Here is a 20,748-nt window from a genome sequence, read left to right on the forward strand (position 1 = left end):
CGCCCGCGCGGCCGTTCAGCGAAGCCCCGCCAGCGCAATCACCATGAATTCCTCGTCCCGTCCCCGAGCACCCCTGGCCCGCTCGACGCTCCTCAAGATGGGAGTGCGGATCGCGGTCGTCATCGCCCTCTCCACGCTCTTCAGCTACCTCCACATGCTCCGCACCCTGCGCGCCGAGGCCCTGGAGCAGTTGCAGCGGCATGTCGCCGAGCGCGGCCAGCGGGAGCAGGCCATCTTCACCCTGGCCGAGGACAACCATGACTTCCTCGAGAAGGCCCTGGAGGAGAGGATCCGGGAGCTGCAACGGGAGGACGTGACCGCCCGCTTCGACAGCCTGCTCCTGCGGCTGCCCGATGGCACGGTCCGCAACCGGCTCGAGGTCGCGGACGACACGAAGAGGGTGCATGTCTTCATTCCTCCGCACGTGACGCTCGACGCCTGGTTCCGCACCCGGCTCCTGGCCGCGTACGACGTGCTCGCCAGGTATGGGCCCGCGCTCCACGTCCGTTTCAAGACGACCTACATCACCCTTCCGGAGGGGGTGATCGCGGGCTTCAGCCCCTGGACGCCCAAGTGGAGCCACGAGCTCGCGTCGGACTTCTCGCTCGCCGACTTCGAGGACTTCAAGCTCAGCAAGCCCGAGAACAACCCACGCCGGCAGACCACCTGGACGGGCATCTACAAGGATCCCGTCACCCATGAATGGATGGCCGCGGGCGCCACCCCGCTGGACCTGGACGGCCGCCATGCCGCGACGATCGGCCACGACGTGCTGCTCGACGAGTTGATGGCCCGCACCATCAACGAGCACATCCCGGGGGCCTACAACGTACTCTTCCGCGACGATGGCCAGCTCATCGCCCACCCCGAGATGCGGATGGAGAACGACAGCAGCGCCTACAACATCCTGAGCGCCACCGGGCAGGGCTCCTTGAAGGACGCGGCCCATCTGCGGAGCATCTTCGAGCGGGTGAAGAACCGCGAGCCCACGCAGACCCTCCTGGAGCTGCCGGAGTACGACGAGTACATCGCCGTGACGCGGCTGCGCGGCCCCGGCTGGAACCTCGTCACGGTGCTGCCCGAGAGCGTGGTGTCCGAGCCCGCCGTCCTCGCGGCACGCTACGTCCTGCTGCTCGGCATCCTGTCGCTGCTGGTGGAGTTGCTCATCATGTACCGGGTGCTCCAGCAGCAGATCACCCGTCCACTGCTGACCTTGAGCCAGGCCACCGACAAGGTGGCGGCCGGTGACTTCAAGGTGGCGCTGGACACCGCACGCGGTGACGAACTGGGGCAGCTGGCCCGCGCCTTCCAGCTCATGGCCGACGAGGTTCAGCGGCGCGAGGAGGCCCTGCGCCAAGCCAACGAGGGGTTGGAGCAGCGCGTCGAGGAGCGCACCCGCGAGCTCAAGGACGTGCACAGGCAGCTGGTGCAGACGGCCCGCCGCACCGGCATGGCGGAGATCGCCACCAACGTGCTGCACAACGTGGGCAACGTGCTCAACAGCGTCTACACCTCGGCCCAGGTCGCCAAGGAGCGCATGAAGGGAATGCGGCTGGAGCACGTGGGCCGGGTCGCCCAACTGCTCGAACAGCACCAGGCGAACCTCCCGGTCTTCCTCTCCCAGGACGAGCGCGGACGGCACCTGATGCCCTTCCTGAACGGCTTGGGGCAGAACCTGCTCGAGGAGCGCACGGAGATCCTCTCATTGCTCGATGACGTGGGCCGCTACACCGAGCACATCGGTGACATCGTCAAGATGCAACAGAACTACGCCCGCACGCCCCGGATGCACGAGCCCGTCAACGTGGCGGAGCTGCTGGAGGATGCCTTGCGCATCAACGCGGCCGGGCTCACCCGCCATCAGGTGAAGGTGCAGCGGCACCTGGCCGCCCTACCACCGGTGATGACCGACAAGCACAAGATGCTGATGATCCTGGTCAACCTGGTCAGCAACGCCAAGTACGCCCTGGACGAGGCGCCGTTGGGCGAGCGGCTGCTGACGGTGAAGCTGGAGCGGACCACCGCCGACCGATTCCGCATCGGCATCCACGACAACGGCATGGGCATCGCGCCGGAGATGCTCACCCGCATCTTCCAGTACGGCTTCACCACGCGCGAGGAGGGACACGGCTTCGGCCTGCACTCCAGTGCCCTGGCGGCCCAGGAGATGGGCGGCTCCCTGACCGTCCACAGCGAGGGACCCGGGCGCGGAGCCACGTTCACCCTGGAACTGCCCTACCATCCACTCCAGCAGACGGCATGAGGTCCTTGGAGAGAGCGCTCGCGCCGTGAGCCGCACGCCAGGAGCTGGCTCACACGGAGAGGTCATCCAGCACGTCGGAAAGCGTGGTGGCGTTCAGGGCCCTGTCGAACCAGCGTCCCCGCTCGATGAGTTGCTCGCCGTAGCTGCGCATCAGCTCCTCCGCTCGTTGCTCATCCAGCACCGAATGTAACACCCCTCTGGCGGCTTCATGGACGGCCTCAGCCCCCACCCACAGCAGGTACCGGATGAGCCAGTGCCACGTGGCCGGTGTTGGCCATCCGGGTGGGTTCAGCCCACGGCGGGCGACACGATGGACCGTCCCTGGTGGCAGCATCCGCATCGGTGGAGGAAACAGCGGCGACCACGGCCTTGAGCGCGTAGTCGGCGGCGTGACGCGCGCTCTAGGAGGCCGAGTGCTTGCCCTCTCGCCTGCTTTACCAAACCCCTCTCCTTCATTGTCCAGTGAAGAGCCCATATTCAGTGAAGCAGGCCTGCCAGAACTCTTATAAAATCAGGCACTTGGGCCCCTGACTTCACTAAAACACCCTACTTTACTTCCTAGTAAAGGGGGTTTATTTAGTGAAGTGATGTGGGAGCAGGCGTTCGAAAAGGAAGCACTCTCGGTCCTGTCGGATGTCCTGGAGACGTCCCTGCTTCCACGTAGGGGCACCTTCAACGCCGGCTCCGCCGCGGGGCAGCAGGTGGACCTCATCGTCGAGAGCAACGAACACCTGTTCATGGTGGAGTTCAAGCGCTCCGCGAACATCCGAAGCCTCGAGGCGGCCGTAGAGCACCTGAAGCGAGCGCACCCGTACTTCAGCCCCAAGCCAGCCCTACCAGTCATCGCGGTTCCCTTCATGGGGGAGGTCGGCAAGCAATTCTGCCGTTCGGCCTCCGTGTCCTGGATCGACCTGGCGGGGAACGCCCATCTCCGAGGACCAGGGCTCCACATCCGGATCGAAGGCCGCCGCAATCCGCATCGAAAGCCGGGCCGGCCCGAGAATGTCTTCGCGCCCAAGAGCGCCCGCGTGACACGCCGGTTGCTCCTCGAGCCGACCCGGGTCTTCCGACAGCGGGAGCTCGCCCGTGAGACGGGATTGGGGGAAGGGTTCGTCAGCCGCATCGTCCGACAGCTCGAGGCCAACGGCTTTCTCTCCAGGGAGGGCGGCGCTCTCCGGGTCAGGAATCCAGGCCTTCTCCTCGATGCCTGGCGAGAGGCGTACGCCTTCAACCGCCACCACATCATCCGAGGCCACATCCCAGCACGCTCTCCCCAGGTCGTGTTGAGCCTTCTCTCGGATTCGCTTCGGGAGAGGTCGATTTCCCATGCCGCCACGGGACTCGCGTCCGCGTGGCTCCACGCGAGGTTCGCCGGGTTTCGGGTCGTCACCGTCTTCGTCCAGGAACTTCCCTCGTTGGACTCACTCCATTTCCGGCAGGAGGAGCGAGGTGCCAATGTCTGGCTGATCATGCCCGAGGACACGGGTGTCTTCGATGGGGCCGTCGACATCGACGGCATCCGCTGCGCCAGCGCCGTACAGACCTACCTGGATCTGCTCGCCATGCCCGAACGATCGCAAGAGGCCGCGGAGGAACTCCGCCGCAGGCAACTCCCCTGGAGCCTCCATGCCTGAGAAGCCATCGACACGTGCGGGATATCCGCCCGAACTGGCCGAACTGGCCCGCTCCACGTGTCTCTACGTGGCGACCATCCTGGGAGATCTCACCGAGGAGCTCACCGTCGTCGGTGGACTCGTTCCCTCACTGCTCATCTCTCCTGAAGACGCGGATGACTCCGTCGAGGCACACGTTGGAACCCTGGACCTCGACCTTGGCCTGTCGATCGCGGTGTTCGACGAGGCGCGCTATCAGAAAATCGCCGAGCGGCTGAGAGAAGCGGGCTTCAAACAGGCGCCGAATGACAAAGGCCGGCCTTCGCGCCAGACGTGGGGAATCGAAACCCACCTGGGGCGGATGACGCTGGACTTCCTCATCCCCCCCACGCTCCCGACGGACCAGCCCGGCAAGCTGCGCAACCTGGAGCCGGACTTCGCGGCCATCATTACGCCCGGGCTGCATCTGGCGTTCACCGACCGGCAACGCGTGCCGCTGAACGGCATCACCATCCGAGGGGAGCGCACCCAGCGCGACGTCTGGGTATGCGGCGCGGGCGCCTTCATCGTCCTCAAGGCCCTGGCGTTCAAGTTCAGGGGGACGAACAAAGATGCCTATGATCTTTTCTACGTCCTCAAGTACTTCGGACGAGGTGTAGAGGACGTCGTCGAACGGATTCGACCGTTCTTACAAGATGAGCATTGCCGCCAGGCACTCGCGGTCCTGCGCCAGGACTTTCTCGCCCATGATGCCCTGGGCCCGATGCGGGTCGCGCACTTTCTCGAAAGCGGGCCTGACGACACCATCCAGGCCGACGTGGTCGGCTTCGTGCGTCTCTTGCTGAGCAGCCTCGAGAAGTGAGTAGGGCCAATTAAGGTAATGCCCGGGTCCAATCCATGGGCTCGGCCCCAGAACGAGCAGGCAGGCGGACGCATCCGCCCGCTAGGGACTGGAGACGAGGCCATGTCCGCCTATGCTCCGGCCCGCCCATCCTCTACCCTGGGCGCTCCACTTCACGACGCACGATGGACGGGCACTCAGCAATGACAGGCGGGCGGGGCAGACGGCGGCTACCTCCAGGCACGTGGCTCATCGCCGGGCTGCTGGGGCTGAGTGGGCTGGGCGTATTCCTCGCCAATCGCGGCACCCAGGCGCCCTCCCCCACGAGCACGGCCCCCACTCCCGAATCCTCACGGGTACCCGGCGCGGACGTGGTGGAGCCGGGAGAGCAGTTCCTGGGCGTGGTCCTCCACGGTGAGGTGGTGGAGCTCACCGCTGGAGTGGAGGGGCGGCTGGCCTCCGTCTGCTGCCAGGTGGGTGAGCGCGTCAACCGGGGCACGGTGGTGGCGGCCCTGGATGCCCGGGAGACCCAGCAGGAGCTCCTGGCCGCCGAGGCCGCGCTGCAGGTGACGATCGCCGAGCGGGAGAGCATCGCCCTGGAGCTCGAGGAGGCCAAGGAGCGCCTGGCGCGGCGTCAGGCCACCAAGGAGGCGGCCCTGTCGGCGGAGGAGCTCTCCATCGCCGAGTACCAGAAGCGTGGTGCCGAGGCGCGCCTGGTGGCGGCCGAGGCCCACCAGAAGGAGCAGCAGGCGCGGGTGACGCAGCTGCGCACCCAATTGGAGGAGGGCCGGCTGCGCGCGCCCTTCGATGCCATGGTGGCCGCGCGCTACGTGAGCCCTGGCACCCGGCTCGCCAAGGGCACCCCCGTGCTGCGGCTGCTCAGCGCCGACGTCCTGCGCGTGCGCTTCGCCGTCCCCGAGCAGGTGGCCGCGCGGCTCGCCCCGGGCGCTCCCGTCCAGGTGTCCGTCGAGGCCACCGGCCGGCAGCTCCAAGCCACCGTGGAGAGCGTGGCCCCCGAGGTCGACGCGGCCTCCCAGCAGGTCTTCGCCCTCGCCACCCTCACGCCCGACGCCGGGGCCGCGCGCGTCTTCGGCGGCACCACCGTGCGCGTGGCACTCGGCGGACCCCGGACGACGCGGGCGGGCGAGTCACCATGAGAAACCCGGCCCCGCATCGGAGTCTCTCCTCCCACCGGGCCCGGTGTGGTAACTGCTCGTCACCAGCGCGGGAGAAGCGCCGGGGAGGTCGGGGCGTTGCCGTCAGAGCCTGAATCCATCTTCCGACGCCAGGCACTCGAGGAGCATGCAGCCGGAGCCGACAAGGGCAACCTGCTGACGCTCACGCCCTTCTGGTTGCGCGCGGGCTTCTGGGTGCTCACCGGAGCGCTGGCCACGGGCCTGCTGGGCCTCCTGCTGGCCTCCATCGACGAGTACGCCGAGGGGCCCGCCTTCGTGCAGGTGGAGGGCGGGCAGGATCTCACCGCGACGGCCTCGGGCATCGTCACCAACGTGGACGTGCGGCCGGGACAGCGCGTGACGGCGGGCAGCCTCCTGCTGCGCCTCTACCCCGCGCAGGAGCTCGCCGAGCGCGACCGGCTCCAGCGCGAGCTGGACGCGCAGCTCGTGCGGCGCATGTTGGATCTCACCGACGAGAGCGCGCGCCAGACGCTCACCTCGCTGCGGGCGCAGCTGGCGCTGGCGCAGGCCCGACTCGACGAGCGCTCACTCCGGGCCCCCACCGACGGCGTGGTGGGCGACATCCGCGTCCGTCCGGGACAGGCGGTGGGCCCGGGCGATGTGCTGATGTCGCTGCGCCGGGACGCGGCGCCCGTCTCGGTGACGGTGCTGCTGCCGGGCTACGCCCGCCCGATGCTGCGCGTGGGAGGACCGCTGCGCCTGGAGCTGCACGGCTTCCCCTACGAGTACGCGGACCTGACCATCTCGGAGATGGCGGACGAGCTGGTGGGCCCCACCGAGGTGCGGCGCTACCTGGGGCAGGCGCGAGGGGACGTGGTGTCCCTGCGCGAGGGCTCGCTGGTGCTCGTCCGGGCACGACTGCCCTCGCGGGAGTTCTCCAGCGAGGGACGCACCTACCGTTACCATGACGGGATGACCGGCACGGCGCGGGCGCGGATCGACTCGCGCGGCGCACTGGTGGCGCTCTTCCCCGTCCTCAAGCCGCTGTGGCCCTCCCGTGAGTGAAGAAAACCCCCGCCGAGGCTTCTTCGACAGGTTCCCCGCCCTGCTCCAGCTGGGGAGGAGCGGGCGCACCCGGCGCATTCCGCTGGTGCGGCAGCTGGCGGCCACCGAGTGCGGCGCGGCCTGTCTGTCCATGGTGCTGGCGTATCACGGCCGCCGGGTGAGCCTGGACGAGCTGCGCGGCACGATGGGAGTGGGCCGCGACGGGACGACGGCGCTGGACGTGCTGCGGACGGGCCGGGCCTACGGCCTGCGCGGGCGGGGCGTGAAGGTGGAGATGGAGGAGGTGGAGCTGCTCGAGCCCGGCGCCATCCTCCACTGGGAGTTCAAGCACTTCGTCGTCTTCGAGGCGGTGCGCGACGGCGGGGTGGACCTGTTGGATCCGGGGCTGGGGCGGCGCCACGTCTCCCTGGAGGCCTTCGCGCGCTCCTTCACGGGCGTGGCCGTGCTGCTCGAGCCGGGCGAGGGCTTCGAGACGGGTGGCAAGCGGACCAGTCCGGCGGGGCGCTACGTGCGCCAGGTGCTCCAGCAGTGGCCGCTGCTGGCGCGCGTGGCGCTGGTGTCCGCCGCGCTGCAGGTCTTCGCGCTCGCGGTGCCCTCGCTCACCGGGGCGGTGGTGGACAGCATCATCCCCCGGGGGGATGGACGGCTGTTGATGGTGGTGGGCGCGGGGCTGGTCTCGCTCACCGTCTTCCAGTTCCTGGTCACGCTGGTGCGCGCGCACCTGCTGCTGCACCTGCGCACGTGGCTGGACGCGCGCATGACGCTGCGCTTCCTGGACTACATGGTGGACCTGCCGCTCTCCTTCTTCCAGCTGCGCTCGGCCGGCGACCTGATGGGGCGCGTCAACAGCCACAGCACCATCCGCGAGATGCTCACCACGGGAGCGCTCTCCGGACTGCTCGATGGCGTGATGGTGTGCGGCTACCTGCTGCTGCTGCTGCTGCTCAGCCCGGCGATGGGGCTGCTCGCGCTGGGACTGGCCGTGGTGCAGGTGCTGGTGTTCGTGCTGCCCATGGCGAAGCAGCGCGAGCTGATGGCGCGCAACCTCGAGGCGGAGGCCACCTCGCAGAGCTTCCTGCTGGAGATGCTCACCGGGATGCCGACGCTCAAGTCGCTGGGAGTGGAGCCCCGCTCGGTGGAGCACTGGTCCAACCTCTACGTGGACGTGCTCAACAGCTCGCTGGACCGGGGCCGCCTCAACGCGCTCACCGAGGCGGCCGGCAACGCGCTGAAGCTGGCCTCGCCGCTCGTCATCCTGTGCGTGGGAGCCTGGCTGGTGCTCCAGGGCCAGCTGTCGCTGGGCAACATGCTGGCGCTGAGCGCCCTGGCCGCGGGCTTCCTCACGTCCCTGGCCACGCTGGTGAACACCGCCAACCAGTTGCAGATGATGGGCAGCTACATGGATCGGCTGGGGGACATCCTGGACAGCCCTCCCGAGCAGCCGCGGGGCGAGCCGAGGCCCGCCCACACGCTGCGCGGGGGCATCAAGCTGGAGCAGGTGTCCTTCCGCTACTCGGCCCAGGGCGCGCTGGTGGTGAAGGACGTGACGGTGGACATCCCGGCCGGGAAGTTCGTGGCGATCGTCGGCCGCTCGGGGGCGGGGAAGACGACGCTGGCGCAGCTGCTGGTGGGCATGTACCTGCCCACGTCGGGCCGGGTGCTCTACGACGGGGTGGACCTGGCCTCGCTGGACCTGCGCGCGGTGCGGCGGCAGCTGGGCATCGTCATGCAGAACCCGGCGCTCTTCCGAGGGAGCATCCGCAGCAACATCGCGCTGGCGGATCCGTCGATGACGCTCGAGGAGGTGGAGCGGGCGGCGAAGATGGCGCAGGTGCACCAGGACATCATGTCGATGCCCATGGGCTACGAGACGCTGCTGTCGGACATGGGAGGAGCCATCTCGGGAGGCCAGAGGCAGAGACTGGCGCTGGCGAGGGCGCTGGCGATGAAGCCCGCGGTGCTGCTGCTGGACGAGGCCACGAACGCGCTGGACACCGTCACCGAGCGGCGGGTGCAGGAAGCGCTGGCGGAGCTGCGCTGCACCCGGGTGGTCATCGCCCACCGGCTGAGCACGGTGGAGGCGGCGGACCTCATCCTGGTGATGGACGCCGGGCAGGTGGTGGAGTCCGGCACGCACGAGGAGCTGATGCGCCGGGGAGGCTTCTACGCCGCCCTGGTGCACGCCCCTGGATCCGAGCTGAAACACGACAAGGCGGGCTGAGGCCCACCTCGAGGGGTGGAGCATGTGCACCGAAGCCTTGACGCCCAGGTGGGTAGTGATGCTGCTGGGGGCTGCCCTGCTCACCACCAGTTGCGTCACACTGACACCGCCTCCGGGCTGGTGCGAAGGGACCGTCCCCCAAGGCCCCGCCACCTGCGGAGGCCAGGCGGTTCCCTCGAATTGGCCCGACTTCTTTTCCGGCGATGAGGCGCTCCTGGCCCCATTCCTGGCCTGCACATCGCCCGCCGGATTCATCTCATTGCAACAGCAAGTCGACATGCCCCGGCTGTTGGAAGCCCTGGACGACTGGGGCGCGGTACGGCTGGGCGCCTTGGGGCCAGTGAGTGAGGACGCCTCCCACCTCCTGCAACGCAAACGCGCCGCATTCCTCGTGAGTGCCACCGAGCGTTACGGCCCCTTCCACGCCGAGGTGTTCGCCCTCTTCGTGCTGCACTCGGCTCATGACGACGAAGTAGACGCGGTACTTCGGCTGCTGGCCAGAGACAAGCAGCTGGGCCAGACGCTGGCCCTCATGCCCGCCGTGCGCCAGGAATTGGAGAAGAGGGGCCTGTCCCTCTCCCACTACCCGGAGCGGGCCGAGCAGTCCGGGGACGTGCTGCGGGGTCTGGGCCGCGCCGCCCGCGACGCGCTCTCCACCAGCCAGACGGTGGAGGGCCCGCGTTACATGGAAATGACCGGGCGGTGGACGCAGTTGCCGCCGCCCTACCAGCAAGCTGCGCATGAGGTGGAACGGGCCCTGGCGCTGCGACACTTCTCGGCGGACAGCGTGGCACTGGGCACCTTCGACGCAATGACGTTCGGGGTGCCACTGGGCTTCTATTACCTGGTGGCAGGCACGGGCCAGGGAGCCTCCTCTCTCTCCCAGGGACACTACGAACAGGCCACTCGCGAGCTGGCGCCCGCGTTGCTGCTGGGGACTCTGTACGCTGGCGGCAAGGGCCTGCGCACTCCATCCGAAGTCCGGAGCGCAACGGGTGTCCAGGCAACGGAGCTGCGCTCGAGGGGACTGCGGGAGCTGGCACGGCAGGTGGAGGCGAAGCTGGGCGTGGACGGCCTGCGGGAGCTGGCCCAGAACATACGCGCCCGCCGGGAGGTGGGCCGCTTCGTGGCCGTGGGGGGAGTGGACGCCGCGTTGGCACTGCGCCAGGCCAGGGGAGATGTAGCCCGGGCGCAGGCCCTCATGTCCAAGGCCCGGCCCGGGGCCGCGGGCGCCTCGGCGACGAGGAGCGGGGTGCAAAAGGGACCCGAGCAGGTGGCCATCCTGGCGGATGACGCAGCACGTCCCCTCCTGGATGGGACCGGTGCAGCGGAGCGCGCTGGGAGCCTGGCATCGCTGGTGGACGAGGGAGCGGGCCTCACTCGGGAGGTGGTGGAGGCCCGGCTGGCGCAGGTGGAGTTGGAGTCCCCGGGCCCGCGTCTGCCCAGGAATCTGGCGGTGCTGGAGAAGCAGCGTCCCTCCGCTGATGCTCCGCCGCCTGGTGCTAAGGTCAGCCCACTCTGGCCTGAGTACGTCGCCTACTACGAGAAGCGTCTGGGGGAACTCAAGCAGGGCACGGCGGTCGAAGGGCCTCTGCGCTGGGCGCCCTACGAGCTGATGCGGGGGTGGTTTGACCGGGGGCTGGCCTTCGAGCGCTTCATGATGACGTTGCTGGAAGCCGACGCGAGACTTCCTCGGGCAGAGCGCCGCTTCCTCGGAGCCTTCCACGAGCCTCGAATCCACAGGTACGTGGGCGTGAAGAAACCGGAGAGCGGCCTGCGCTATGCGGATGTGCTCATCATTGAAGAGGATGGACTCGCCGGAGGACCACCCCGCGTCGAGACCTTCAGCTTCAAGAGCCGAAATCTCTCGGGGCTGAAATATGAGGCCCTGGTGGCGCAGATGATCGCGGACGCGAGAGAAGCTCTAGGGAAATACGGCGGGACGCTGGACATCCGCCGGGACTCCCTCCAGTTCCTGCTCCGCGGGGGCAGCAAGGTGCCCGTCCAGCGGGTCCGCCTCGTCTACGAGGGCGGCCAGCTCAAACCAAAGGACGTAGATGCATTGCGAAAGGCCGTGACCGCGACCCGGGAAGAAGTTCCGGGAGTGGAGGTGCTGTTCCAATGAAGGTGCTGGAATTTCATGACCTGCCGCCAGCGGACAGCCTCCGGCTCGACTTCGAAGGAGCTTTCGACCCGGGGGCAGCACGGGAAGGTGCGCTGGAGCCCTTTCTTCAAGTGCTCGAGAAGTACGCGGGCGATTGGATGCCGGACGTCGTGGGAGGCAAGCGGCAACGGAAATACTCTCGCGCGGCCCTCTGGAAGGCATTGGAGGAGAGAAGCGGCGAAAGGTATACATTCTGCGGTCTCTATCGCACGGAGTGGCCCGCGCTGGACATGTCGCTCGGGCTCTACCCATCAAAGCGTCCGCCCAGGCTGGACATTGCGCTCAAGGTGCAGCCGCTCCCCTTCTTCGCGGAGGCAAAGCGCTGCCTCGATTTCGTGGAGATGGTGCGAGCCTGGGCCTCTCATTACCCGGTCACGCATGCCGCGGCCCACAGCATGGCAGACAGGGGGTTGGCGGACTCGCCCCTCTTCGGCCGCGACATGGAGACGTCCATTCGGGACGGCTTCGACAAAATCTACGAGGTGTTCTGGCTCAACGTCTTCGGCCCGAAGCTGGTGGAGTCCGTCGGCCGCGAGCGCATGCTGTCCGCACCGGCATGGAGGGTCGAAGAGCTCCCCAACGGCTGTGTCCTGCTGGTGACGCGGCCCACCGCCGCGGACTTCGCCTGCGAGGAGGCGCGCATTGCCCAGACCCGCGCCCACGCCCACCTCCGGCCGGACCTCGACTTCGACACCCTGCTGCGCACCCTGCGCGAGCGCAGCGCCACGCTGGCTACCGTGGAGCCTCGCTTCCACCCGGACGTGGCGCCGCTCCTCTCCCGCGTGGTGGATGACGTCGCCATTCACGAGCGCCAGCGGAAGATCGCCGAGCTCAACGCCTGGCAGCCTCCCGAGCCCGAGGAGTGGCGCCCCGCCAGTTCCGCCCTGCCTCCGGACGTAGAGGACCCGAAGCATGCCATCGAGCACTACGGAAGCCTCGCCGAGCTTCTCGTGGCCTTGCTGCACACCGAGGTCCCCTCCGTCTTCGACACCACGCCCGAGTCCCTCACGAATGCCGACTTCTACTTCTGGCGTGAGGATTTCCCGACCAGGCGCCCAAGAGAAGCCGTTGACGAGCGCGCGGTACCCGCCATTGGCGCCTATCTGGGCCAGGTGCTGGTGCGCCACCTGGGCGGCCGGTGGATACCGCGCCAGAAGCTCGAAGAGGCCCAGGTTCTCGTGGGCCACCGTGTCTGGTTGCCCTTTGCCAGGGCACGCCATTACATGCGCTCGCGCCAATCGCTCCTGAACTACTCCCTCAGCCAGTTCTACCGCGCGGCCGAGCGGCACCGGGGCTGAAGGGCGGTCCCTCAGGCACTCAGCGCACGGCGATGCCCCACGCGTAGTCCTCACCCACCAGCGAGCAGGAGTCATTGTCCGCCCAGGCCCAGGCACGGTTGGGGTCGTAGGTGGGCACGGGCTTGCAGTTGTAGTCCAGGGCGTAGTCCGCGACATGGCCCCGGGCCGTGCCGCCCGCGCTCGTGTCGGTGACACAAGCCCACTCGGCGGAGAGCGCGCCGTTGTAGCTGAAGCCCACACAGGCCTGGGTGATGGGCGTATAGGAGGGCGAGTCCGGACCATAGCGGCCCTGGTTGAAGGAGTGGCCCGGGACACCCAGCGCGTAGGGCACGGAAGACACCCGCGAGGGCTCGCCCGGCAGCGAGTCGGTGAAATACGCCCCCGTGGTCTTGTTGAAGATCATGACCTCGCGGAAGGACAGACACTCGAGCGAGCTGCTCCAGTTGCTGGCCTGGGCCGAGGGCGTGTCACGGCGCTCCACGCCCAGGGTGGTGATGGCCGAGGCGGGCTGCCAACCAGCCACCGTCCAGCCGCCACGGGCGCCATTGGAGCCCGGCCTGTCCATTTCACAGTAATAGAGGGCCTGCCGCGCGCCCTGGGTGCCACAGGGGTCCAGCCAGTACCAGTCGCTCGGGGCGCTGGGATTGCGCGCCTTCACCTCCTGGCAGCTCGCCGCCGGGTCTTTCGCGCGGGGGGGCACCTGCGAGCCGGGCCGTGGTATCTCCGGCAAGGGGGTGCCCGCATCCGGCTCCGGTTCGGAACCTCCATCCACGGGCGTGCCCGCATCGAGCGTACCCGCGTCGGGCGTGGGCTCGGGCGGTGGGTGGGGACAGCCAGACAAGGCCGCGAGGGCGAAGGCGGCGGCCAACGAACGGACACACGAGCGGTTGCGCATGATGGGGGCTCTCCAAAAAGACACGAGCACCCGGAGTCCGCACGGGCCCTCCGGGTGCTCATGAAGGAATCCAGACGCTCGGACTCTCAGCGGACGGCGATGCCCCACAGGTAGTCCTGGCCGACCAGGGAGCAGGTGGAGTCATTGGCCCAGGCCCAGGCCCTGGACGGGTCATAGGCGGGGGCGGGGTTGCAGTTGTAGTCCAGGGCGTAGTCGGCGATGTGGCCCCGGGCGGTGCCGCCCACCGTGTAATCCGTCACACAGGCCCAGTCGGCGAAGATGCTGCCGTCATAGTTGTAGCCCACGCAGCCCTGGGTGATGGGGGTGTAGAAGGGCGAGTCCGGCCCGTAGCGGCCCTGGTTGAAGGAGTGGCCCGCCTCGCCCAGCGCATAGGGCACGGAGGTCACCCGGAACTGGCTGCCCTTGAGCGTGTCGGTGAAGAACTGGCCGTGGGTCTTGTTGAAGACCATGACCTCGTTGAAGGGGAGGCACGTGAGCGGGCGCGACCAGTTGGTGGCGCTGTTCGACTGGACGCCGCGCTTCTCCAGGCCGAGGGTGGTGGTGGCCGAGGCCTCCTGCCAGCCGGGCACCGTCCAGCCGCCCTTGATGCCGTTGGCCCCCACCTTGTCCATGTCGCAGAAATAGGTGTCCTTCTGCGCGCCCTGGGTACCGCACGGGTCCAGGTTGTACCAGCCGGTCACCGCGTTGGGACTGCGCGTCTTCACGGCCTGGCAGCTCGAATCCGGATCAATGCCAGGATTCTGGATGATGAGACACTCCTGGGGCGCCCAGTTGATCGTGAACACCACGTCGTTGAAGTCGTTGTCGGCGGAACCGTCGCGGTTGAGGTCCTCGAAGCCCATCACCAGCCGCTGCGCGTCCGCATGGTGGACGATGAGCCCGTGGCGCTTCTTGGCGGCCGTCGACTCCGGGTTGAGGGCGTCCACCGTGTAGTAGGTGGGCTTGTTGAAGTCCACCGCGGAGCCATTCCAGCCATCCGCCACCAGGTAGAAGCCGATACGCGAGCCCTTGGAGAAGGTGGTGTCCAGGCCGGTGCCGAGCAGGAAGCGATTGCCCTGCACCAGATTGCCACCGCTGCCCACGGCCGAGGAGTTGGAGAAGATGATGTTGGCCTGGCGGGTGGCCAGCGGCACGCTCGAGGGCGGCGCGCCATCCTGATAGACGAAGTAGCCCAGCGCGTTCTTGTTGCCGGCCCCCTCGCTGTAGAAGGACACCCACACCTTGCACAGGTCCTGCCCCACCAGCAGGTCCGGCACCAGGTTGGGCGGGAGCAGCTCGGGATGCACGATGGGCACCGACTGGGACTCCGCCAGGGCGGCGGCGATGTCATTCTTCAGCTGCTGGGTGAAGGTGTCATTGGTGGCCGGGGTGACCCCGGTCGGCACCAGGGCCGACTCCACCTGGCCTGGCTGCTCGGAAACGGCGTCGGGGCCACCACACCCCACGCCAACGGCCACCAGTGCACCAGCCATCAGCCGGTTCTTGAAACGATTGCGCATGAAACGTCTTCCTCGAGGAAAAGGGGTGATAGCCACCCCAGGGGCGGAGCCCGGCAGGCCCCAGCCCCCCGGGGAGTCACGGCATTACGGCCGGGTGGACACGGGCGCCGGGTACAGGCGCGTGCCGGGGATGAGGCTCTTGGGCTCGCTCTGGCTCGCCCAGAAGAGCTGCATCAGCGTGGGCGTCGCCGAGTTCTTGTAATACTCCACCTTGACGGGGACCAGGGCGCCCGCCGTCAGGCCGATGGGCGCCGAGGCGGTCTGCCCCGGGTTGGCCTGGGTGTCGATGACCAGGTTGTTGTTCACCCACACCCGGGCCGGGTGGTTGGCGTTGATGGAGAAGGTATAGGCCTGCGAGTAGGCGGGGATGGTGGTGCCCGTCCACCGCACCGAGTAGCCATCCGGATTGAGGATGTCCTGCGGCAGCGGGTTGTTCTGGTTGCCGTCCAGGAAGAGCGTGTACTCGGAGCGGGTGAACTCGAACTTCTGGAAGTTGGAGCCGTTGAAGTAGTCCGCCGTCAGACCGTAGCCCACGCTGGTGCCGGCGGGCGAGGGCAGCACGCGCACGGACGCGGGCCTGGCGTACTGGACGAGCGGCACCGCGCCACTGGCACTGGTGCCCGTGGCCTCCACGCGCGCGGTGACGGTGTAGACGCCAGCGCCGAGCGGCACGGGCCAGGCGAAGGGCGCGGACGTCTTGGCGCCCTGGCTCACCCCATCCACGAACACCTCCACCTTGTTGATGGTGGCGTACAGGCCCTGCACCTCCACGTCCACCATGACATTGGCCGGGGCCAGGTAGGTGGTCTGGTCCAGCGGGCTGCGGATGCGGATGGGCACCGGGTTGTTGACCGCCGGGGTCATGCTGGAGGAGGTGATGACGGAGGCGGTGGCCTGCGTGGGCGGCTGCCACTGGAGGCTCACGTTCGCGTTCCCGGTCCCCTCGTAGTACTCGAGCAGCACGCTGTAGCGCTTGCCGGCTTCCAGGAAGATGGTCCCGCTGTCCAGGGTGGAGGCGTGGCTGGTCCAGTTGTCGATGATCAGCTTGCCATTCACCCACAACCGCACGCCCTCGTCGCTCTGGGTATAGAACCAGTAGCGGCCGGTGTACTTGTCGGGGAAGTTCGTGTCGAAGGGCGTGGTGATGTCACCCGTATACCGGGAGGAGAAGTTGTCCGCGTTGACGCCGGGATAGGGCGCGTTGGTGCCCCAGCTCCAGTTCACGCTCGTCTCCACCCGGTTGTAGACATACGGCTCGCTCACGGTGGTGTTGTTGAAGTACCGGGCGTTGAGTCCCTTGGGAATGGTCTTGCAATCACCGTTGGAGCACGACGCGCTGTTGAGGCCGCACGAGGTGCCGTTGGCCGCCAGGGTATCCGTCGCGGTGCAGACGGTGGAGACGCCATCACACGTCTCCGCCACGTCGCAGAAGCCGCGCGAGGGCCGGCAGATGGTGCCCGCGTTCACCGCGCCGCAGACGCCATCCGAGGCGGCGCCAGCCAGCCGGCTGCAAGCCTGGCAGTCATTGGGGCTCCCGTCGCCACACGCCGAGTTGCAGCACACCCCGTCCACACAGAAGCCGCTCTGGCACTGGGCACTGGTCGTGCAGAAGAAGCCATTGGCGTAGCCGATGGTGAAGTTGCCGTCCGCCTTGGAACCCTTGTAGTCGATGGAGTGGTTGGCGGTGGCGTAGCCGTTGTAGGTCGCCGTGAAGCTCTGCGGCCCCAGCGGCGCCGAGCCCGGCACGGGCCAGTTGTAGGAGAAGTTGCCGCTGGCATCCGCCTGCACCGTGGCGATGGCCGTACCGCTCGAGAAGAAGGTCATCGTCCCCAGGGTGACGGCATTGCCGGAGGCGGCGAGCCTCACCCGGGCCGACAACCCCACCGAGGTGCCCGGAGCAATCACCGCTCCGTTGGCGGGGCTGAGGATGGTGGTGATCGTCTCCAGGCCGTTGACGGTCGGCCGCGGAGGAACGATGACGCTGAAGGTCACGGTCTTCTCCACCATGCCGCTCCGGGTGCCATAGGACACCTTGATGGACACGGGGATGACGGAGCTCTCGGGCAGGTTGGCGGGCATCGTCACCGTCACCACGTCCACGGCCTCCTGGCCCGGCTCCAGCGTGAGCGAGGGATTGTTGTGGCTGACGACCATGCCCGGCCAGTTGCCGCTGGGGACCAGGGTATAGGTGTTGCGGGTGTAGCCCGTGTTCCGGACCCGGACGGTGAAGCTGGTGGTCTGCGGGACGGCCAGCAGGGGCTCGAGCACCACCGACGGCGGCGTCAGGGTGACGTCCACGTTGAGCGAGCCGTAGCAGGACATGGCCAGGGTGGCGAAGATGGTGGGCACGTCGCCCTCGTGGCCAGTGAGCACCCAGCTGCCATTCTTGGCGGCGGAGCCGGTGCCGCAGTAGTTGTTGGCCGAGGTGCACTGCTGGTTGGCCAGCCAGGTGAGGGCGTTGGCCACGGTGGCGTTCTCGTCCTGGCGCACCTGGAGCTGGCAGAGCGCGTAGAGCGCGATGCCCGTGGTGTACACGTTGGGGCTGCCGATGCTGACATCACCCCAGCCGCCACCGCTGTAGCGGCTGAGCAGCTCGTCGCGCATGGCCGCCACGCTGGCGTTGTTGGCGGGATTGCGGCCATCCTGCACCGTGCCGATGGCCGCGAAGGCCACGTCCTGCGGGAGCCAGGCACCCGCGGAGCGCACGTACCGGCCCTCGAGCGAGTCAGCCATGTTCTTCAAGAACAGACTGTAGTTGTCGCGCTGCAGGGGAGGGATGCCGCTGCCCACGTCCAGCAGGGCGCGGGTGGCCACCGCCATGTACGCGGTGGGCATCTGCCAGCCCAGGGTGACCGGGTTGGAGCCGTGGTCCTGGGGCATGTAGGCGCTCGTCACGCCCTGCAACGCCTTGCCATCCACGGGGTTGGTGAACTTGTAGCCGGCCGTGGCGCCCATGGCCCAGTCGACGGCCTTCTGCAGCTTGGGCAGGTACACGTCGCTGTCGTACTGCGAGTAGCCCGCCAGACCGAAGGCGTTGTAGGCGGTCTTGATGTACGTGTAGGAACCGCTGTGCGTCCAGGAGCCGTTCGCGAGCTGCTCAGTCGAGAGGAAGCTGGCCAGGTAACCGGTGCCGGTGGTCTGGCTGGTATTCACCTGGTAGCCCGTGTACGCCGCGAGCGAGGCGCCATACAGAGGCGCGCCCACGCGGTGGCAGGCGCCGCAGCCGTTGGTCTTGGTCCACGTCACCGTGTCCGGAACGACGAAGTTCAGACCCCGCTGTGCATAGACATCCAACTCCTGGGCCGTGAGCCTCGAGAACATCTGCCCCACGTCGTTGGACCGCGCCTGCTCCGGTTGCGGCTCGGGCCGAGGCTCCTCCGCCGAGGTACACCCCACCACTGCCAATGCCGACAGCGCGAGCGCCGCGGCAAGACGACTCCAATGCTTGTTCATGCTGCTCCTTCACCTGTTCTTCAGGAGTTTTCGAGACATGCGCCGCAGATGACGGGCCCCCCCTGGCGCGCATGTCTCTCGAGCAGAGCGTTGAAAGGCTCAGGCCCCGGGTACACCTCACCTGGGCTGACGCACCTCTGCCTATGCCTTTCGTGACCCCTCAAGGAATTCGATTCCGCCTATAGCTAATTGAAAATATTCCCCGAAGCAAAGCACTGTGACGAAAACTTCACACAGCGCGTGCCCTTGAATTCTGAGAATTTGTTCGAGAGATGTCGGCGATGCACCGAGCCAGGGCGGCGCTTCGTGGACCCGCTCAAAGCCATACGCACATGAGGTGATGTGAAGACGGCGGGCACGGCCTCGCTTGTCCGCCTGTCGTCAGGGCCACCGGGCGAGGGCCTGCCCCGGGATGCTCACAACGCCTGACGGCCTCCTCAGTCTCCAGCGCGGTGCACTTCCAGCCACGTGGAGACAATCATGCCGACCGACACACAGCAGGCCTCATCCACCCAGGAGCAGTCCAATGCCAAGGCCCCGGACGTCCGTTTCGATGGAGAGCTCGAGGGCTATACCTTCCTGGCCGGGAAGCTCGAGCGCGCGTACACCCAGCGCGACGTCCGGAGCACATGGGATCTGATCATCCCGGGTGCCTACCTGGAGTTCACGGAGGCCACGAACCTGCTCTTCTATGACCGCGCGGCGGGAGTGGGAGAGTTCTACCTGCCGAGCGGAGAAGGGGGAGCGCCCCAACTCCTGAAGCGTCACACCGACTGGCGCCGTGGCTGGGACCTCATCGTCCCGGGCACCTTCCTGGAGGCCAGCAGGGGCGACTCCCTGGTCTTCTACGATCGCGAGGCAGGGCTGGGAGAGCTCTACGGAATGGACGGAGAGGGGGGCGTCTTCCGCGCCGCCCGATTCACGAACTGGCGCCGCACCTGGAGCGCCATCCTTCCCATCCACTCCCTGGACGTGGCTCCCGACGCCACGCGGGCCTTCGCGTCACTCCTCTTCTACGACCGGTCCGAGGGCCACGGGGAGTTCTACGCGACGGATGGACAGGGGAACCTCTCCCGGGTGGCGCGTCACACGAACTGGCGCCGCACCTGGGACCTGCTCGTCCCCTTCACCCAGTCCACCAGTGACGCCAACCGCACCGTGTTGGTGTTCTACGACCGGAACGCGGGGCACGGAGAGCTGCACGCGGTGGATGGGCACGGAGGCCTCGTCCCGCTGGCGGCGTACACGAACTGGCGCCGCACCTGGGACATGATCATCCCGTGCAGGATCTCCGACACCGGCGCCAACGGCCTGTTGTTCTACGACCGGAACGCGGGGCAGGGAGAGCTATACGCGGTGGACGGACGCGGCAGCATCTCCCGGGTGGCGCGCTACACGAACTGGCGCCGGACCTGGGATGCCATCGTGTTCGGCACCCTGGCCGGCTCCGGGCCCATCCTCGACCCGAGCCTGCTCTTCTACGAGCGGTAGGAGCGCTCGGAAACCCTAGCGGGCCGTGTACCCGCCGTCGATGACGAGCGACGTGCCGGTGATGTACGACGACCAGTCGGACAGCAGGAACATCACCGGCTTCGCCACCTCCTCCGAGCGGGCCGCGCGCTGCATCGGCACGCCGTCGACGAACGCCTGGCGGACCGGCTCGCCCTGGTGGATGTGGCTCCAGATCTCCGTCTCGATCGGACCGGGCATCACCGCGTTCACCCGGATGCCCTCCGTCGCGTAGTCCAGGGCCGCGGCCTTGGTCATGCCCAGCAGGCCATGCTTGGCCGCCGTGTAGGCGCCAAAGCCCGGCCCGCCGACGAGCCCGAGGATGGAGGCACAGTTGACGATGGAGCCACCACCGGTCTTCTTCATCGCCTGGATTTCGCAGCGCATGCACAGCAGGGCGGAGTCCAGGTTGATCGTCATGAGCTGGCGGTACTCGGCCGCCGGGAGCTCGGCGAGCTTCCCGAGGGGGCCGGGGATGCCCGCGTTGTTGAAGGCGCCATCCAGCCGGCCGTACTCGCTGACGGTGCGCTCGACGAGCGATTCGATCTCCGCCTCCTTCGAGACGTCCGTGCGGATGAAGAGCGCCTTCCCGCCCTTGGCGCGGATCTGCCCCACCAGCTCCTCGCCCCTGTCGGCGCGGCGGCCAGCGAGCACCACCCGGGCGCCCTGACGGGCCGCCTCGATGGCGGTGGCGGCTCCAATTCCCGACGTGGCGCCGGTGACGATGATGACCTTGTCCTCGAGCAGCATCTCTTCCCCTGCCCTGCCGC

13 protein-coding genes are annotated in these 20,748 nt (G+C 67.8%); 9 read left to right on the plus strand and 4 right to left on the minus strand.

The features are described 5' to 3' along the window. Positions 1–43: 43 nt before the first annotated feature. From NR810_RS44380 to NR810_RS44415, 8 genes are all read left to right on the plus strand, one after another. Positions 44–2,263 carry an ATP-binding protein gene (locus NR810_RS44380; RefSeq protein ID WP_407653897.1) on the plus strand — a complete coding sequence of 740 codons (2,220 nt, stop codon included), beginning with the start codon at positions 44–46 and terminating at the stop codon, positions 2,261–2,263. A 587-nt stretch (positions 2,264–2,850) separates the two neighbouring features. Further along, complete coding sequence (locus NR810_RS44385; RefSeq protein WP_257461624.1) at positions 2,851–3,897, plus strand: hypothetical protein; 1,047 nt, start codon at positions 2,851–2,853, stop codon at positions 3,895–3,897. Further along, positions 3,890–4,738: a hypothetical protein gene (locus NR810_RS44390; protein ID WP_257461625.1), complete on the plus strand. Its 849-nt coding sequence runs from the start codon at positions 3,890–3,892 to the stop codon at positions 4,736–4,738. The genes NR810_RS44385 and NR810_RS44390 overlap by 8 nt, the downstream gene beginning before the upstream one ends. Positions 4,739–4,920: 182 nt before the next feature. Then, positions 4,921–5,874, plus strand: coding sequence for an efflux RND transporter periplasmic adaptor subunit (locus NR810_RS44395; RefSeq protein WP_257461626.1), 954 nt, complete (start codon positions 4,921–4,923; stop codon positions 5,872–5,874). Positions 5,875–5,970: 96 nt separating this feature from the next. Then, positions 5,971–6,918: an efflux RND transporter periplasmic adaptor subunit gene (locus NR810_RS44400; protein WP_257461627.1), complete on the plus strand. Its 948-nt coding sequence runs from the start codon at positions 5,971–5,973 to the stop codon at positions 6,916–6,918. After that, positions 6,911–9,139, plus strand: a complete 2,229-nt coding sequence (locus NR810_RS44405; RefSeq protein ID WP_257461628.1) for a peptidase domain-containing ABC transporter — start codon at positions 6,911–6,913, stop codon at positions 9,137–9,139. Before NR810_RS44400 ends, NR810_RS44405 begins: the two co-directional genes overlap by 8 nt. Before the next feature lie 259 nt (positions 9,140–9,398). Continuing rightward, positions 9,399–11,264: a hypothetical protein gene (locus NR810_RS44410; protein WP_257461629.1), complete on the plus strand. Its 1,866-nt coding sequence runs from the start codon at positions 9,399–9,401 to the stop codon at positions 11,262–11,264. Then, positions 11,261–12,601: a hypothetical protein gene (locus tag NR810_RS44415; RefSeq protein WP_257461630.1), complete on the plus strand. Its 1,341-nt coding sequence runs from the start codon at positions 11,261–11,263 to the stop codon at positions 12,599–12,601. The genes NR810_RS44410 and NR810_RS44415 overlap by 4 nt, the downstream gene beginning before the upstream one ends. A 19-nt stretch (positions 12,602–12,620) precedes the next feature. Here NR810_RS44415 and NR810_RS44420 read toward each other — a convergent pair whose 3' ends face one another. From NR810_RS44420 to NR810_RS44430, 3 genes are all read right to left on the minus strand, one after another. Continuing rightward, a complete protein-coding gene (locus NR810_RS44420) occupies positions 12,621–13,496 on the minus strand; it encodes a fibrinogen-like YCDxxxxGGGW domain-containing protein (RefSeq protein ID WP_257461631.1) in 876 nt (291 codons plus the stop codon). Between the two features lie 86 nt (positions 13,497–13,582). Next, a complete protein-coding gene (locus NR810_RS44425; RefSeq protein ID WP_257461633.1) occupies positions 13,583–15,016 on the minus strand; it encodes a DUF4114 domain-containing protein in 1,434 nt (477 codons plus the stop codon). Positions 15,017–15,100: 84 nt separating this feature from the next. Beyond that, positions 15,101–18,469, minus strand: coding sequence for a PA14 domain-containing protein (locus tag NR810_RS44430; RefSeq protein ID WP_257461634.1), 3,369 nt, complete (start codon positions 18,467–18,469; stop codon positions 15,101–15,103). A gap of 480 nt (positions 18,470–18,949) precedes the next feature. On the opposite strand from NR810_RS44430, the gene NR810_RS44435 reads away from it, so the two are divergent. After that, positions 18,950–19,960 carry a hypothetical protein gene (locus tag NR810_RS44435; protein WP_257461636.1) on the plus strand — a complete coding sequence of 337 codons (1,011 nt, stop codon included), beginning with the start codon at positions 18,950–18,952 and terminating at the stop codon, positions 19,958–19,960. 15 nt (positions 19,961–19,975) lie between these two features. Here the strand turns inward: NR810_RS44435 and NR810_RS44440 are convergent, their stop codons facing one another. Then, positions 19,976–20,728 carry an SDR family NAD(P)-dependent oxidoreductase gene (locus NR810_RS44440; RefSeq protein WP_257461638.1) on the minus strand — a complete coding sequence of 251 codons (753 nt, stop codon included), beginning with the start codon at positions 20,726–20,728 and terminating at the stop codon, positions 19,976–19,978. Positions 20,729–20,748: the final 20 nt, after the last annotated feature.

Source organism: Archangium lipolyticum (assembly GCF_024623785.1).
Lineage (GTDB): Bacteria > Myxococcota > Myxococcia > Myxococcales > Myxococcaceae > Archangium > Archangium lipolyticum.

Excerpts from the sequence above, each read along its gene's own strand:
- NR810_RS44380 (WP_407653897.1), top strand. The coding sequence starts at position 44 with ATGAATTCCTCGTCCCGTCCCCGAGCACCCCTGGCCCGCTCGACGCTC.
- NR810_RS44385 (WP_257461624.1), top strand. The coding sequence starts at position 2,851 with ATGTGGGAGCAGGCGTTCGAAAAGGAAGCACTCTCGGTCCTGTCGGAT.
- NR810_RS44390 (WP_257461625.1), top strand. The coding sequence starts at position 3,890 with ATGCCTGAGAAGCCATCGACACGTGCGGGATATCCGCCCGAACTGGCC.
- NR810_RS44395 (WP_257461626.1), top strand. The coding sequence starts at position 4,921 with ATGACAGGCGGGCGGGGCAGACGGCGGCTACCTCCAGGCACGTGGCTC.
- NR810_RS44415 (WP_257461630.1), top strand. The coding sequence starts at position 11,261 with ATGAAGGTGCTGGAATTTCATGACCTGCCGCCAGCGGACAGCCTCCGG.
- NR810_RS44420 (WP_257461631.1), bottom strand. The coding sequence starts at position 13,496 with ATGCGCAACCGCTCGTGTGTCCGTTCGTTGGCCGCCGCCTTCGCCCTC.
- NR810_RS44425 (WP_257461633.1), bottom strand. The coding sequence starts at position 15,016 with ATGCGCAATCGTTTCAAGAACCGGCTGATGGCTGGTGCACTGGTGGCC.
- NR810_RS44430 (WP_257461634.1), bottom strand. The coding sequence starts at position 18,469 with ATGAACAAGCATTGGAGTCGTCTTGCCGCGGCGCTCGCGCTGTCGGCA.
- NR810_RS44435 (WP_257461636.1), top strand. The coding sequence starts at position 18,950 with ATGCCGACCGACACACAGCAGGCCTCATCCACCCAGGAGCAGTCCAAT.
- NR810_RS44440 (WP_257461638.1), bottom strand. The coding sequence starts at position 20,728 with ATGCTGCTCGAGGACAAGGTCATCATCGTCACCGGCGCCACGTCGGGA.